Source organism: Streptomyces sp. ISL-100 (assembly GCF_018614615.1).
Taxonomy (GTDB): Bacteria; Actinomycetota; Actinomycetes; order Streptomycetales; family Streptomycetaceae; genus Streptomyces.
In genome coordinates this window covers 63,262-77,923 of the sequence record NZ_JAGGOK010000041.1, presented here as the reverse complement: position 1 = coordinate 77,923, position 14,662 = coordinate 63,262, and the positions used below count along the sequence as shown (strand labels likewise).

At 68.4% G+C, this 14,662-nt stretch carries 17 protein-coding genes; 5 read left to right on the top strand and 12 right to left on the bottom strand.

Annotated elements, in window-relative coordinates:
- Nucleotides 1-36 precede the first annotated feature (36 nt).
- Entirely contained in the window at nucleotides 37-375 is a 339-nt protein-coding gene (gene tnpA, locus J7E89_RS18585) for an IS200/IS605 family transposase (RefSeq protein ID WP_251060728.1), read from the top strand.
- On the opposite strand, the gene J7E89_RS18580 is transcribed toward tnpA, so the two are convergent.
- Nucleotides 372-866 (bottom strand): ATP-binding protein, encoded by a 495-nt coding sequence (locus J7E89_RS18580; protein ID WP_308315522.1) that lies wholly within the window; start codon nucleotides 864-866, stop codon nucleotides 372-374. The genes tnpA and J7E89_RS18580 overlap by 4 nt on opposite strands.
- A 273-nt stretch (nucleotides 867-1,139) precedes the next feature.
- Here J7E89_RS18580 and J7E89_RS18575 point away from each other — a divergent pair, with 273 nt between their 5' ends.
- On the top strand, nucleotides 1,140-1,994 hold the full coding sequence (locus J7E89_RS18575; RefSeq protein WP_214975111.1) for a Scr1 family TA system antitoxin-like transcriptional regulator: 855 nt from the start codon (nucleotides 1,140-1,142) through the stop codon (nucleotides 1,992-1,994).
- A gap of 12 nt (nucleotides 1,995-2,006) precedes the next feature.
- Nucleotides 2,007-2,207 carry a DUF397 domain-containing protein gene (locus J7E89_RS18570; RefSeq protein WP_214974864.1) on the top strand — a complete coding sequence of 67 codons (201 nt, stop codon included), beginning with the start codon at nucleotides 2,007-2,009 and terminating at the stop codon, nucleotides 2,205-2,207.
- A 104-nt stretch (nucleotides 2,208-2,311) separates the two neighbouring features.
- Here the strand turns inward: J7E89_RS18570 and J7E89_RS18565 are convergent, their stop codons facing one another.
- Together J7E89_RS18565 and mnmA are read right to left on the bottom strand one after the other, a co-directional pair.
- On the bottom strand, nucleotides 2,312-3,019 hold the full coding sequence (locus J7E89_RS18565; RefSeq protein ID WP_214974863.1) for a heparin lyase I family protein: 708 nt from the start codon (nucleotides 3,017-3,019) through the stop codon (nucleotides 2,312-2,314).
- A 291-nt stretch (nucleotides 3,020-3,310) separates the two neighbouring features.
- A complete protein-coding gene (gene mnmA, locus J7E89_RS18560; RefSeq protein WP_214974861.1) occupies nucleotides 3,311-4,438 on the bottom strand; it encodes a tRNA 2-thiouridine(34) synthase MnmA in 1,128 nt (375 codons plus the stop codon).
- A 54-nt stretch (nucleotides 4,439-4,492) separates the two neighbouring features.
- Here mnmA and J7E89_RS18555 point away from each other — a divergent pair, with 54 nt between their 5' ends.
- Nucleotides 4,493-5,161, top strand: a complete 669-nt coding sequence (locus J7E89_RS18555) for an N-acetylmuramoyl-L-alanine amidase (protein ID WP_214974859.1) — start codon at nucleotides 4,493-4,495, stop codon at nucleotides 5,159-5,161.
- Nucleotides 5,162-5,170: 9 nt separating this feature from the next.
- Here the strand turns inward: J7E89_RS18555 and J7E89_RS18550 are convergent, their stop codons facing one another.
- From J7E89_RS18550 to J7E89_RS18540, 3 genes are all read right to left on the bottom strand, one after another.
- Entirely contained in the window at nucleotides 5,171-6,340 is a 1,170-nt protein-coding gene (locus J7E89_RS18550; RefSeq protein WP_214974856.1) for a cysteine desulfurase family protein, read from the bottom strand.
- Between the two features lie 78 nt (nucleotides 6,341-6,418).
- A complete protein-coding gene (locus J7E89_RS18545; RefSeq protein WP_214974854.1) occupies nucleotides 6,419-6,691 on the bottom strand; it encodes a DUF4190 domain-containing protein in 273 nt (90 codons plus the stop codon).
- A 7-nt stretch (nucleotides 6,692-6,698) separates the two neighbouring features.
- Nucleotides 6,699-6,863, bottom strand: coding sequence for a hypothetical protein (locus J7E89_RS18540; protein WP_214974852.1), 165 nt, complete (start codon nucleotides 6,861-6,863; stop codon nucleotides 6,699-6,701).
- Between the two features lie 97 nt (nucleotides 6,864-6,960).
- Here J7E89_RS18540 and J7E89_RS18535 point away from each other — a divergent pair, with 97 nt between their 5' ends.
- Nucleotides 6,961-7,587 carry a TetR family transcriptional regulator gene (locus J7E89_RS18535; protein ID WP_214974850.1) on the top strand — a complete coding sequence of 209 codons (627 nt, stop codon included), beginning with the start codon at nucleotides 6,961-6,963 and terminating at the stop codon, nucleotides 7,585-7,587.
- 188 nt (nucleotides 7,588-7,775) lie between these two features.
- Here J7E89_RS18535 and J7E89_RS18530 read toward each other — a convergent pair whose 3' ends face one another.
- From J7E89_RS18530 to J7E89_RS18505, 6 genes are all read right to left on the bottom strand, one after another.
- Complete coding sequence (locus J7E89_RS18530; protein ID WP_214974848.1) at nucleotides 7,776-8,627, bottom strand: thioesterase family protein; 852 nt, start codon at nucleotides 8,625-8,627, stop codon at nucleotides 7,776-7,778.
- Between the two features lie 50 nt (nucleotides 8,628-8,677).
- Nucleotides 8,678-9,352 (bottom strand): trimeric intracellular cation channel family protein, encoded by a 675-nt coding sequence (locus J7E89_RS18525; RefSeq protein ID WP_214974846.1) that lies wholly within the window; start codon nucleotides 9,350-9,352, stop codon nucleotides 8,678-8,680.
- Between the two features lie 18 nt (nucleotides 9,353-9,370).
- Nucleotides 9,371-10,543: a dipeptide ABC transporter ATP-binding protein gene (locus J7E89_RS18520; protein WP_308315521.1), complete on the bottom strand. Its 1,173-nt coding sequence runs from the start codon at nucleotides 10,541-10,543 to the stop codon at nucleotides 9,371-9,373.
- Between the two features lie 20 nt (nucleotides 10,544-10,563).
- Nucleotides 10,564-11,673, bottom strand: a complete 1,110-nt coding sequence (locus tag J7E89_RS18515) for an ABC transporter ATP-binding protein (RefSeq protein ID WP_214974842.1) — start codon at nucleotides 11,671-11,673, stop codon at nucleotides 10,564-10,566.
- Nucleotides 11,670-12,668 (bottom strand): ABC transporter permease, encoded by a 999-nt coding sequence (locus tag J7E89_RS18510; RefSeq protein ID WP_214975108.1) that lies wholly within the window; start codon nucleotides 12,666-12,668, stop codon nucleotides 11,670-11,672. The genes J7E89_RS18515 and J7E89_RS18510 overlap by 4 nt, the downstream gene beginning before the upstream one ends.
- A 116-nt stretch (nucleotides 12,669-12,784) precedes the next feature.
- Complete coding sequence (locus J7E89_RS18505; RefSeq protein ID WP_308315520.1) at nucleotides 12,785-14,560, bottom strand: ABC transporter substrate-binding protein; 1,776 nt, start codon at nucleotides 14,558-14,560, stop codon at nucleotides 12,785-12,787.
- Between the last annotated feature and the right edge of the window lie 102 nt (nucleotides 14,561-14,662).

The following is a 14,662-nucleotide window of genomic DNA, read 5'->3' as shown; positions in this document are numbered from 1 at the left end:
CCCAGTGCGCACGTCGTTTGCACCCTTCAGGAGATCATGCGGGCCGTGTGCGCCGACTGCGAGGCGGAGCTGGAGGAGTTCAACGGCGAGCGCGATCACGTGCACCTCCTGGTGCGCCACCCGCCCAAGGTCGCCCTGGCCAAGCTGGCCAACAGCCTCAAGGGCGTCAGCTCCCGGCGCTTGCGTCAGAAGTCCATCGGCCAAGTCAACCGCGGCATCATGCACGGGCACTCCTGGTCCCGCTCTCACTTCCCCGGAAGCTGCGGCGGGGGCACCACTGACCGCCGTGCGCCAGTACATCGAGAACCAACAGCGCCCCCGTCTGAACGTTCCTGCTTCGCAGCGATACGGCGGAGCTCCGCGCCGCCCTTTTAAGATGACCTACGCTCCCGCCTCAAGGCGGGGGCACCAGCCAAGACCTTGGTGGGGAGCCCGTCCGTGACGGCGAGTTCGAACCAGATGGTCTTGCCGCCGGGTCCGTACGGCCCCTCTCCCATCGCGCACCCGCCCCACCGGTCAGCGACGAGTTCGAGGATCGCGAGCCCGCGCCCCTCCTCGTCGTACACGGACACCGCCTTGCGCAGAGGCTTTGGCAGGTCCGGGCTCATGTCCCAGACGCTGATACGCAGGACGGGGTGCAGCCAGTGCAGGCGGACGGCGGCGGGCCCCTTGGTGTGGCGTACGGAGTTCGTGGCGAGCTCGGAGGTCAACAGCTCGGCGCGGTAGCTGAGTTCATCGAGCTGGTGGGCCGCGAGGATGGCGCGCAGGGTGGTGCGGGCGATTCGGGGGCTGCGCGGGTCGCAGGGGAAACTGAGCTCGTACTGCCAGGGTTGGTGGAACGGGATGGGAGCGGGTTCTGTCCTCACGAGACACATCCTGAGTGCGTGCGAGTGGGTGTGTACCAGCGACGTTGAGGTGTGAGCAGTGGCAATGCCGGTCGCTGAACCTGCCGTCCCGGGCGGGCAGGGTGGACCGGTGCGCTTCCGTCGACGACGACTACGCGAGTGGTACGGGTCACACGCTAGCGCAAAGCAACTCACATGTGAGCTCAACTACCACTAACTAGTGATTAGTTGACTGACTCACTGGACCGCTGTGTCAGCGGCTGCCAGACTGTTCGCGCGCGTGAGAGAGGACCCATGGCAACGCGGAACACACCTACAGGCCGCCAGCGACGCTTGGCCACCGAGGTACGTCGCATGCGTGAGCAGGCAGGTATCTCAATTCAGGACGCGGCCGGCATGCTCGGCGCCGACCGCACAATGATCTCCAACGTGGAGGCAGGTCGGACTGGGCTCAGCGAAGAGCGCGTCCGTCAACTCGCCTGCCACTACAAGTGTCCGGACTCCGGGCTGATCGAAGCACTCGCCGCGATGGCCGGCACACGCCGGGGCCGGGGCTGGTGGGACGAGTACCGGGGCAAGCTCCCGGATGGGCACCTCGATGTGTCCGAGCTTGAGTGGCACGCCACGCGCATCAGAACGGCTCAGACCGTGCACCTGCCAGGCCTCTTCCAAACGGAGGACCACGCCCGGGCCATCTTCGATTTCGCGGTGCCGAAGCTGCCGCGCCTGGAGGTGGAATTGCGGGTCGCGCACCGCATGGGCCGTCAGGCCATCCTCGTTGGCGACCACCCGACTCCGTACCTCGGCATCATCCACGAAGCCGCACTTCGACTGGAGTTCGGCGGCCGAAATGTTGCACGTGCCCAATTGGACCACCTCGCGGACGCATCCGAGCGGGACAACATCACACTGTTGGTCATCCCGTTCAGCGCCGGTGCTTTCCACGGAGCGGGACAATCGATCCTCTACGCCGAAGGCGCCGTTCCCCAGTTGGACACCGTCCAACTGGACACATCCTTTGGTGCCCACTTCGTGGACGCCCCGACACCGCTGGAAAACTACCGCTGTCTGTTGGACTTGATGGAGCGCTCCGCGCTCTGCGCAGCCGAGTCACAGAAGCTCATACGATCCATCGCCCGTGAACTGTGAGAGGTCCTGAAATTGCCCGAACGGAATTGGCAGCGCTCGTCCTTCTGCTCAGGTGGGGGCAACAACTGTGTCGAGGTGACTGAAACCCGCAGCAACGGCATCTCGATCAGGGAGAGCGAGAGTCCTGCTGCCATCGTCGCAACTAGCCGTGCCTCCTTGCGCGCGTTCCTGCTTGGAATCAAGGCCGGGGAAATCGAACTTCCCCGGCCTTGATCGGGACACCGGGGTACGAACCTGGCCGCTGAGCAGGTCCTCGACCGCACCCTGCTGAACGACGCGCAACTTGGCTGAGCAGATCACCACCGGACCGTCTGCGGTCAGTCCACGTCCCCGTACGACGTGCCCACCTTCAGGCCGTCGATCCAGTTGATGACGCGCTTGTCCTTGACCTCCGCGCCGTAAGTGCCGAACCGGGTGTCATTGCCCAGGTCGTCCCACGTACGGCCGGAGAACGAGACGACCTTGGAGCCGTTGTAGTACGCCTCCACCCAGCCGGACGAGGCGCTGCTCGAGGTGTGGATGCCGAGCACGATCCGCTTGTACGTACTGGTGGTGACCGGCGTGGACCACTTCAGGGTCCACTTCTCGCCGACCTCGATGTGGAACAGCTTCAGGACCCCGCCCTCGACCTTCATCAGGACTGGATAGTTCTGCTGATGCTGGTCGCCCGTGCCGTACGACTTCCACTGGAAGATCGTGCCGGCGTCCGGGGTGTTGGTGGAGGTGTCCCAGCCCAGGTAATAGGTCGAGTTGTTCTTGAAGGTGTAGCGGGACCCGCCGACGCTGATCCCGTGCGCCTCGCAGCGCTCCAGGCCCAGCGGCTTGTTGAACTTGAAGACCTTGCCGCGCCCGTCGTTGTTGTCCTGCGCGACGACGCTGCCGGGGGAGTCGCACAGGAGCGAGGAGAACACTCCGGTGCCGCGGGAGGCGTCGCCGTCCCAGATGACGGAGGCTTCGGCGGGAGAGATGGACAGGAGGACCAAGGAGGAGACGGCGGCGCTGAGAGCGCCGGTGCGCTTGCGCATCAGGGGGCTCCTTATGGGGGAGGTGCCTGCCCGCGAAGCTGCGGGCGATGGGCAAGCGCTGTCTAGCATGCGTGCGATCGAACGTTCAAGAGAGGGGAGTTGAGCGCTTCGACCGTTTGCCGTACCTCCTGTTCCTGCTGCGTGTGAACGGTGTGAGGACAGGCTCGGCGCATAGTGCACCCGCTCCAAGGTCTCCCTGAAGACCATGACAATCTTCTCGACGCGCTCGGGGACAAGCACCACGCATAGTGCCTGACTCTTCTGCCGTAGGCCGTCGGGCGTTCCACCGGATCAGACGGAGGCCGCCGCCGCTCGGCTCGTCGTCGCGATTGTTGCCGAGCCGACTACGCGTGTGCCGTCGTACAGCACGATCGCCTGGCCGGGGGCGACCCCGCGCACCGGCTCGGTGAAGGTGACCCGGAGCTCCGAGCCGTCGATCAGCTCCGCCGTCACCGGCGTCTCGCCGCCGTGCGCGCGTAGCTGGGCCGTGTACGTGCCGCTGCCGGCCGGGGGCGTACCGCACCAGCGGGGCTTGATGGCCGTGAGTGCGGTGACGTCCAGGGCCTCTGCCGGGCCCACCGTCACCGTGTTGTTCACCGGGGAGATGTCCAGGACATAGCGTGGCTTGCCGTCGGCGGCGGGGTGGCCGATGCGCAGGCCCTTGCGCTGGCCGATGGTGAAGCCGAAGGCGCCTTCGTGGGTGCCCACCTTGGTGCCCGACTCGTCGAGGATGTCGCCCTCCGCCTTGCCACCGAGACGGTTCGCCAGGAAGCCCTGGGTGTCGCCGTCCGCGATGAAGCAGATGTCGTGGCTGTCGGGCTTCTTCGCGACCGCGAGACCCCGGCGCTCGGCCTCCGCGCGGATCTCGTCCTTGGTGGTGAGGGTGTCGCCGAGCGGGAACATCGCGTGCGCGAGCTGCCGCTCGTCGAGGACGCCGAGGACGTACGACTGGTCCTTGGCCATGTCGGACGCGCGGTGGAGCTCGCGGCTGCCGTCCTCGTTCAGGACGACGGTCGCGTAGTGGCCGGTGGCGACCGCGTCGAAGCCCAGCGCCAGCGCCTTGTCGAGCAGCGCCGCGAACTTGATCTTCTCGTTGCAGCGCAGGCAGGGGTTCGGGGTGCGCCCGGCTTCGTACTCCGCGACGAAGTCCTCGACCACGTCCTCGCGGAAGCGCTCGGCGAGGTCCCAGACGTAGAAGGGGATGCCGATGACGTCGGCGGCCCGGCGCGCGTCGCGCGAGTCCTCGATCGTGCAGCAGCCCCGCGCGCCCGTACGGAACGACTGCGGGTTGGCGGACAGGGCGAGGTGTACGCCGGTCACGTCGTGCCCGGCTTCGGCGGCTCGGGCAGCGGCAACGGCGGAGTCGACCCCACCGGACATGGCGGCGAGGACACGGAGGCGGCGCGGGGTCTCAGTCATAGCTCCACCAGGGTAGACGGAACCACCGACAGGGCCGAAAGCGTTAAAGGGCTCATGGAGCAGAAGAGGGTGGCAGGGGTGAGCAGACGGGCGCTGTTCATCGGGGGTGGGGCGGCCGTCGTGGGCGGTACGGCCGCCGTGTACGGGGAAGAGCTGTCCCGGCTGTGGTGGCTCGTGCCGGGCATCGACAAGCAGCGGGTAGAGGGAGAGGTGGATCACAAGGGGGCCCAGTGGGTCGCCGCGTCGGCCGCTAATCTGCGGACCGCCGACCGTCCCGCCGACTACACCATCGACCGGATCGTGATCCACGTGACGCAGGGCAATTTCGCCTCGGCCGTGCGCGTCTTCAAGAACCCGCTGCACGCGGCCGCCGCGCATTACATCGTGCGGGCGAAGGACGGCCACATCGCGCAGATGGCGCGGGAGCTGGACGTCGCCTACCACGCCGGTAACCGCTCGTACAACGAACGCAGTGTCGGCATCGAGCACGAAGGCTTCGTCGACCGGCCGGAGAACTTCACGGACGTCATGTACCGCTCGTCGGCCCGTCTCGCCGCCGGGATCTGCCGTCGGTACGAGATACCCGCCGACCGGAAGCACATCATCGGCCACGTCGAGGTCCCGGGCACCGACCACACCGACCCGGGCCCGCACTGGGACTGGGCCCGCTACCTCCGGCTGGTGAAGGAGGAGCTGGCGGGGCAGCCCCCTGTCAAGGCGTAGTCCACGAGGTCAGACGAGTCCGGCCGTACGCGCCCGCTCCACCGCCGGACCGATCGCCTCCGCCACCGCCGCCACATCCTCGGCGGTCGACGTGTGCCCGAGCGAGAAGCGCAGGGTGCCACGCGCGAGGTCGGGGTCGGTTCCGGTGGCCAGCAGGACGTGGCTCGGCTGGGCGACTCCGGCCGTGCAGGCGGACCCGGTGGAGCATTCGATGCCCTGCGCGTCGAGGAGCAGGAGCAGGGAGTCGCCTTCGCAGCCCGGGAAGGTGAAGTGGGCGTTGGCCGGCAGCCGGCCGCCCGGGGACGGGTCGCCGCCGAGGATCGCCTCGGGGACCGCGGCGCGTACGGCCGCGACCAGGTCGTCGCGCAGCCCGCCGATCTCGCGCGCGAACCACTCCCGCTGCTCGGCCGCGATCCGGCCCGCCACCGCGAACGCGGCGATGGCCGGGGCATCGAGCGTGCCGGAGCGCACGTGTCGCTCCTGGCCGCCGCCGTGCAGTACGGGGACGGGGGTGTAATCACGGCCGAGCAGCAGCGCTCCGATGCCGTACGGCCCGCCGATCTTGTGCCCGGACACGGTCATCGCGGCCAGCCCGGAGGCGGCGAAGTCGACGTCCAGCTGCCCGAACGCCTGCACCGCGTCGGCATGCAGCGGTACGCCGAACTCGGCGGCCACGTCTGCCAGTTCGCGGACCGGCATGACGGTGCCGATCTCGTTGTTGGCCCACATCACGGTGGCCATGGCGACGTCGGACGGGTCGCGTTCGATGGCGGCGCGGAGTGCTTCCGGGTGGACCCGGCCGTACGAGTCGACCGGCAGGTACTCGACGGTCGCACCCTCGTGCTCGCCCAGCCAGTGGACGGCGTCCAGTACCGCGTGGTGCTCGACGGGGCTCGCCAGCACCCGGGTTCTGCGCGGGTCGGCGTCGCGCCGCGCCCAGTACAGACCCTTGACGGCGAGGTTGTCGGCCTCGGTGCCGCCGGCGGTGAAGACCACCTCGCTCGGCCGGGCGCCGAGGGACTCCGCGAGCATCTCGCGGGCCTCCTCGACGGTACGCCGCGCCCGTCGGCCGGCGGCGTGCAGAGACGACGCGTTGCCGGTGACGGCGAGCTGGGCGGTCATCGCCCCGACCGCTTCCGGAAGCATCGGGGTGGTCGCGGCGTGGTCGAGGTAAGCCATGGTGGATTCGATTCTACGAGCCCACCGGACGCTCCCCGGTCCCGCCCTTGCCGCCGCCGGCTTTCCCTCCGCGCCCTTTCAGCCGCCGAAGGTCCAGGACAGGCTGCCGTCGGCGGAGGCCAGCACGGCGAGGACCACCAGGTCGGCCACTCCGAGGCCGAGCCCGAGCAGCGCTCTGCCCCGGCGTTCGGTGCCGTGCTTCAGGGCCATGGCGGCCAGCACGATGGCGACGGGGCCGAGGAAGATGTTGAGTACGAGCAGTCCGACGAGGCCGAGTACGAACGACGCGACGGCCATGCCGTCGGCGTCCCGCAGCCCCGTGCGGCTGCGTGCGGATGCGGTGAACTCCATGGCGCGTTCAGCTCCTTCGGGTGGACCGTCGCGAGTGACGCTCACGGGCGGCGAAGACCAGCAGCCAGACGCCGATGAGCGCGGCGGCGACGAGGGACACCGGGACCGGCACGTGGGCCACCGAGCCCATCAGCACCCCCAGCAACAGCAGAGCCGCTACGAGGACGAACACGTGAACCCCTCCTGGGAGTACGACTGTTCACTGACTGCCCAGTCTAGGCCTCCCCCCACGCTTCCCCGCAACAGAGAACAGTTGTTTACTGAATGTCATGAGTCACACCGTCGGCATCCGCCAGGCCCAGAAGCAGAAGACCCGCCAGTCCCTCATGGAGGCGGCGCTCGTACTGCTCGAGGACCAGAGCCTGAGCAGCCTCGGTCTGCGCGAGGTCACCCGCGCCGTCGGCGTGGCCCCGACCGCCTTCTACCGGCACTTCCGGGACACGGCCGACCTTGGCGTCGCGCTCGTCGACGAGGCTCTCGGCAGCCTGCACGCGGTGATCCGCGCGACCCTCGCCGCGACCGGCGACAGCGCCGAGCGCATCGACAGTACGGTCGGCCTCGTCGCCCGGCACGTCCGCGCGTACCCCGCGCATGTCCGCTTCATCGCCCGCGAACGCCACGGCGGCGTGGAGCCGGTGCGCGCCGCGATAGGCGAGCAACTGCGCCTGTTCGCCGACGAGGTGGCGGCCTGGCTCGCCACCCAGCCCGACTCGGCGGGCTGGAGCGAGGACGACCTGCGGATGCTGGCGCACGTCTACGTCGACCACATGGTGATGACCGCGTCCGCGTTCCTGGAGGCCGAGCCGTACGGCGACGAGCGCGTCGAGGCCGCCGCTTCCCTCGCCCGCCGCCAGCTGCGCCTGGTCAGCCTCGGCCGCCGCCACTGGCTGGACTGACGCCGGCCCCGCACCGCACCGCTGCCGGCCGCTCCTCCGCCCGGCGCCCCAACACCGCACAGGCGTTCGCCGGTTCCGGGGCGCCTCTGGACCAGCCGGTCGGTGGGAGTGGCCGCGGGCAGGTGGCCGGCGCGCCACTGCGCCCGGAGGGACTCAGGCCCTGTCCGGCCGATCTTGCCGTACAGGCCCTAGCCGCGCGGCGCCCGTGCCAGTTGGCGGGACTGGGCGACGAGCCGGTCCGCGCTGTCCCAGACCTCCGCGTCCTCCTCCAGGAAGCCGCCCGCGAGGTTGCGGGTGGTGATGGAGACGCGCAGCGGTCCGGGGGCGGGCCGGCAGCGTATGTGGGTGGTGAGTTCGACGGTCGGCGTCCAGCCCTGCAGGCCCAGCTCGAACGAGGTCGGCGGCAGCGCGTCGACCGTGAGCAGCAGCGAGAGCGGGTCGGCGTCGCGGCCGTCGGCGAGGCCGAACCAGCCGCGCATCTCGCCGTTGCCGGACGGCTCGCCTACGGCCCAGCCGACGGTGGCGGGGTCGAGCCGGATGTTGAGCCGCTCGGTGATGGCCGAGCTGCTCAGGATGGCCGTGGGCCCGGCCTCGGTCCCCAGGCAGTGCTCGTACGGCGGCATGACGGGCGGCTTGGCCGTCGTGCGGACGTCGTCGGTCAGGGCGTCCAGGTCGCCGTACGAGGCGAGGACGCGGATCCGCTCGACCTCGGTGCCGTCCTCGGCGTACTGGAAGAGGGAGGCCTGGCCGGTGGAGAGAGTGCGCCCGCTGCGGACGCTCTGCGTCCGGACGACCGCCTTGCCCGCGACGGAAGGTGTCAGGTAGTGCGCCGACACCGTGAACGGATCGGAGTGCGGCAGGGCGTCGCCGAGCACCCGGCCGAGCAGGGCGAGGAGGTAGCCGCCGTTGACGGCGCCGAAGATCGTCCAGCCTGCGGAGAGCTCCGCGTCGTAGACGCCCGGTTCCGATGCGCGCGGGGAGATCGCGGTGTCGCGGTCGAACTCGCTGTCCCCGATGGATGCCTGTGTTGCCTGTGCCATGGCATTCACGGTACACCGGCACGTTACTAAGCGGTAGCTAAGCGGTCGGGCTAAGTCGTCGCCTCGGACTGCTCCTCGGCCTTCGCCGAGCTCCGGTTCCAGGCGCGCGGCGCCCGCCAGTGGAAGTGCAGCGCCAGCAGCCGCAGCACGAAGGCCGTGACGACGGCGATCCCGCTGGTCACCGCGTTCAGCGCGTCGAAGCGGATGAACATGACGACCATGGCGGCCCCGACGATCGCGGGGACGGCGTACAGATCACGGTCCCAGCGCAGCAGCGAAGGCACCTCGTTGGCGAGGACGTCACGCAGTACGCCGCCGCCGACGGCGGTCGCGAGGCCGAGGGCCGCCGAAGCGGTCAGGCCGAGCCCGTAGTCGTACGCCTTGGTGGTGCCCGTGACGCAGAAGAGCCCGAGCCCGGCCGCGTCGAAGGCCATGACCGAGCCCTGGATGCGTTCGACCTCGGGATGCAGGAAAAAGACCAGTGCGGCCGCGATCAGCGGGGTGGTGAAGTACCCGAGATCGGTGAAGGCGGCCGGCGGCACCGCGCCGATGATGAGGTCGCGGAGCAGCCCTCCGCCCAGCGCGGTGACCTCTGCGAGCACCGCGATGCCGAATACGTCAAAATTCTTGCGCACGGCGAGCAGGGCGCCGGAGATCGCGAAGACGAAGATCCCGACGATGTCGAGCGAATGCTGGACGGAGGGCGTGAAGAGTTCCTGGAACACCGGGCAATTGTGCCGGTTCTAATCCTTGCCCACGTCCTCCGTGTTCGCGGGCGCTGTTTCATCCCCGGAAACCGCCGCCTCCCCGGGAACCGCCGCCGCCGGCGTGACGTCGACGATCTCGATCGCCTCCCGCGCCGTCTCCAGCACCGTCGACGACTGCGGTGCCTGGTCCGGCGCGTTCTCCGGGTGGTGGCAGGCCACCTGGTGGCCGGTCTTGAGCGCGGTCAGCACCGGCTCCTGCGTCTTGCAGATGTCCGTCGCCTTCCAGCACCGCGTGTGGAAGCGGCAGCCCGAGGGCGGCGAGATCGGCGACGGCACATCGCCCTTGAGCAGGATGCGCTCGCGCTTGTGCTTGCTGCGCGGGTCGGGCACCGGGACGGCCGACAGCAGCGCCTTGGAGTACGGGTGCATGGGCGCCTCGTACAGATCCTTGCGGTCCGCCAGCTCGACGATCTTGCCGAGGTACATCACGGCGATGCGGTCCGAGACGTGCCGGATGACCGAGAGGTCGTGCGCGATGATCACATACGTCAGCCCGAGCTCGTCCTGGAGGTCGTCCAGCAGGTTCACCACCTGCGCCTGGATCGACACGTCCAGCGCCGACACCGGCTCGTCCGCGACGACCAGCTTCGGCTTGAGCGCGAGCGCCCGCGCGATGCCGATGCGCTGGCGCTGCCCACCGGAGAACTCGTGCGGATAGCGGTTGTAGTGCTCCGGGTTGAGACCCACCAGCTCAAGGAGCCGCTGGACCTCCCGCTTCACCCCACCCTCGGGCGTGATGTTCTGGAGTTTGAAGGGCGCGCTGACGATCGTGCCGACCGTGTGACGCGGGTTCAGCGAGGAGTACGGGTCCTGGAAGATCATCTGGACGTCGCGGCGCAGCGGACGCATCCGGGCGGTGCCCAGGTGGGTGATGTCCTGTCCCTCGAACTCGATCTTCCCGCTGGTCGGCTCCAGCAGCCGCGTGATCAGCCGGCCCATCGTCGACTTGCCGCAGCCCGACTCGCCCACCACACCCAGGGTCTCCCCCGGGCGTACGTCGAAGTCGAGGCCGTCGACGGCCTGGACCGCGCCGACCTGGCGCTGGAGGACGCCCTTCTTGATGGGGAAGTGCTTCACCAGGCCGCTGACCCTGAGCAGCGGCTCGGTCGACGGCGACGGCGAAGAGGACGCCTGCTCCGGGATCGTCACTTCAGGATCCTTCGTCTCGCTCACAGCTTCGGCGCAATCTCTTCGGTCCAGATCCGCGTCCGGTCCTCGGCCGCCATGTGGCAGGCGGAGTAGTGCCGTTCGGATTCCTTGCCGGGCAGCACCTTGAGTTCCGGGCGCTCGGTGCGGGTGATCCCGCCCTTGGGCACGTCCGCGTACGGGCAGCGCGGGTGGAAGGCGCAGCCGCTCGGGATGTTGATCAGGCTGGGCGGCGAGCCCTTGACCGGGATGAGGCGCTCGGTCTGGTCGCGGTCGATGCGCGGCATCGAGCCCAGCAGGCCCCAGGTGTACGGGTGCTGGGGCTCGTAGAAGACCTTCTCCGCGGGACCGCGCTCGATGCACCGGCCGCCGTACATCACGAGGATGTCGTCGGCCAGTTCGGCGACGACGCCCAGGTCGTGCGTGATGATGATGACCGCCGAGCCGAACTCCTTCTGCAGATCGCGGATGAGGTCCAGGATCTGCGCCTGGACGGTGACGTCCAGGGCGGTGGTCGGCTCGTCCGCGATGAGCAGTTCGGGGTTGTTGACCAGCGCCATCGCGATCATCGCGCGCTGGCGCATACCGCCGGAGAACTCGTGCGGGTAGCCGTCGAACCGCTTGTCGGGCTGCGGGATGCCGACCCGGTCGAGCAGTTCGATCGCGCGCCGCTTGGCGGCCTTCTTGTCGACCTTGTTGTGGATGCGGTACGCCTCCACGATCTGATGGCCGATCGTGTAGTACGGGTGCAGCGCGGACAGCGGGTCCTGGAAGATCATCGAGATCTCGCGGCCGCGCAGCTTGCGTACCTCGTCGGGGTCGGCGGACAGCAGTTCCTTGCCGTCCACCCAGATCTCGCCGGAGATCTGGGCCTTGCGCCGGCCGTACTGGCCGACGGTGTGCAGGCCCATGATGCCGAGCGAGGTCACCGACTTGCCGGAGCCGGACTCACCCACGATGCCGAGGGTCTTGCCCTTCTCCAGCTGGAAGGAGAGGCCGTCCACCGACTTGACGAGCCCGTCGTCGGTGGGGAAGTGCACCTTGAGGTCGCGTACGTCGAGGAAGGCGTCCGGCCGCGGGGAGCCGGAGCGTACGGGCTCGCCGACCGCACCGGTCTTCGTCAGGTCGGTCACGAGAGCCTCACTCGGGGGTCGATCACGGAGTACAGGATGTCCACGACGAGGTTCGCGAGCACCACGGCCGCTGCGGCGATGAGCGTGACACCCAGGATCAGCGGAAGGTCGAAGTCACCGATCGCCTTGACCGCCGCCTGGCCGAGGCCCGGCAGGCTGAAGGCGGTCTCGGTGAGGATCGCGCCGCCGACCAGGGCGCCGAGGTCCATGCCGAGGATGGTGAGGATCGGCGTCATCGTCGAGCGCAGGGCGTGCTTGCCGACGACCACCGGTTCGCTCAGGCCCTTGGCGCGGGCGGTACGGATGTAGTCCTCGCCCAGGACCTCCAGCATCGTGGCGCGGGTGAGCCGGGCGTACATCGCCGCGTACAGGAAGGCGAGGGTCACCCACGGCAGCACCAGGCCGCTGAACCAGGCGAGCGGATCCGACGCGATGTCCACGTATTCCGCGTCGAACCAGCCGAGCTGGGTCCTGAAGATCGCCAGGGAGAGAAGGGCGGTGAAGTAGATCGGCAGCGACACACCGGCCAGCGCGATGGTCATCGCCGTACGGTCGATCGCCGTACCCCGCTTGAGGGCGGAGATGATGCCGGTGGTGACACCGACGATGACCCACAGCACGCACGCACCGCCCGCCAGGGACAGCGTCACGGGAAGCCGCTCGGTGAGTACGGGCCAGATCTCCTGCTCCGTACGGAAGGAGTAGCCGAAGCACGGGGCGTCGCAGTGGAACGACGAGCCGCCACCGGTGTAGTCGCGGCCCACGAACAGGCCGCTGACGAAGTTCCAGAACTGCACCAGGATGGGATCGCCGAGGCCCAGCTTCTCCCGGACACCTTCGATCGCGCCTGGGTCGGCCTGCTTGCCGATGAACATCGCGGCGGGGTCGCTGCCGGTCAGTTTCGGGATGACGTAGAAGATGCCGAAGGTCACGAGCGTGACCACGAGCAGCATCACGACGACGGCGGTCAGCCGCCTGATGAGGTATGCGAGCACTACGGTCGGCCCGGCGGCGGCCCGGGAATCCGGTGAGGGATTCCCGGGCCGCCGCACGCGGCCATCACCTGCCCTTCGGGCTTAGCGGCGGGTGTGCCGGCGGAGCGAACGGACGGTCACTTGACGCCGAGGGAGGCGTAGTCGTAGCGGCCGTTGTAGGAGTCGGCCGTGTAGACGTTGGTCAGCCGCGAGCTGCGCCAGATCACGTTCTTCTCGAAGGTGAAGGGCAGGTAGACCGCGCGCTCGGAGACCTTCTCGTTGATCTGCTTGTAGTACTCGGCGGCCTTGTCGGGGTCCGTCTCAAGCATCGCCTTGTCGAACAGGCCGTCGATCGACTTGTCCTTCAGCATCGAGAAGTTGTTGTTGCCGCTGTCGAGGATGAAGCGGCTGTCGACCAGCGGCTGCGAGAAGCCCTGACCGGTCGGGAAGTCGGCACCCCAGCCCATGATGATGATGCCGTAGTTCTTCTTGTCGACGTTCTTGGGGGCGCCGATGATGCCCGAGGTCTGCGCACCGTCGTACTGGTCGATCTGCACCTTGATGCCGATCTTCTCCAGCGACGCCTGCATCGACTCGGCGGTGGCGATCTCCTGCGGCTTGTTGTTGCGGACCGCGATGGTGGTCTCGAAGCCGTTCGGCTTGCCGCAGGCCTTGAGCTCTTCCTTGGCCTTCGCGACGTTGCCCGTGGTGTCCTTCAGGACGTTGTACGGGTCGTACTTCGCGTCCGAGCCCTTGATGCTCGGCGGCAGCATGTTGGTGGCGATGTCGCCACCCGCCATCGGGCCGCCGCGCGCGGTCTGCAGCGACTTGTGGTCGGCGCCGTAGATGACCGCCTTGCGGCAGTGGATGTTGTCCATCGGCTTGACCGTCTGCGGGAACACCGCGTACCGGATGAAGCCGGTCTGCGGGTTGTCGACGTTGGCCTTGTGGTCGCGCAGCGCCTTGGTGCGGCCGGCCGGGCTGATGCCGGTGGCGTTGATGTCGACGTCGTAGTCGCCCTCGATGAGGCGGTTGTCCATGTCGTCGGCGTTGGTGATGAGCTTGAGCGAGACCTTGTCCGGCAGCGCCTTGCGGACGGTGTCGGTCTCCTTCTTCCAGTTGGGGTTGCGGCTCAGCTCCATGCCCTTGTTGGGGGTGTAGGAGTCGATCTTGTACGGGCCGTTGGAGAAGGGCTTCAGGCCGTACTTCTCCACCGTGTCCTTGTCCTGGCGGACCGGCGTGGCCGCCGGCATGGCCAGCATCTGGAGGAAGTCACCGTTGGGCTTCGGCAGCTTGAAGACGATGGTCTTGTCGTCCGGCGTCTCGATGGCCTTCAGGCCCAGCTTGTCGGCCGACTTGTCCTTGTACGGGCCCTGGTACTCCTTCTTCGGGTCCAGGACCTGCTGCAGGTAGATCGGGCCGCCGGAGATCTTGTCCTGCGCCCAGATGCGCTCGATGCCGTACTTGATGTCCTTGGAGGTGACGGGCTTGCCGTCCTCCCAGTTGACGCCTTCCTTCAGCTTGAAGGTGTACGTCTTCTTGTCCGCGGAGACCTGACCCGTGTCGGTCGCCATGTCCGCGACGAGCTCGGTGGACTCGGTGCCCGGGACCGGTTTGAAGGTGATCAGCTGGCGCGTGTAGTAGCGGGCGAAGTCCCACATGAAGCCGTAGTAACCGCGCTGCGGGTCCCACGAGTCGGAGTCCTGCGTACCGATGAACTTGATCGTGCCGCCCTTCTTGTCCGAAGGGTTCGCGATCTTGCCGACGGCGGCGTTGAAGCCAGGGGCCTTGCCCTTGCCGTCGGCTCCGTCGTCCTTGCCTCCGCCACCGCAGGCCGCGGTTCCGACGAGCGCGGCGACAACGAGCGCCGCGCTTGCGGCGAGCCGTCGCCTGGAAGAACTGTTGGTTGTCACGATCTCGCAACCTCCGTGAGAGTGACGGTCCTTGGCAGGACCGACGGTTTGGGTGGCCTCCTGACACATCGGCAGGGGCGGCGCGTGGGAACTTGTGGGTGG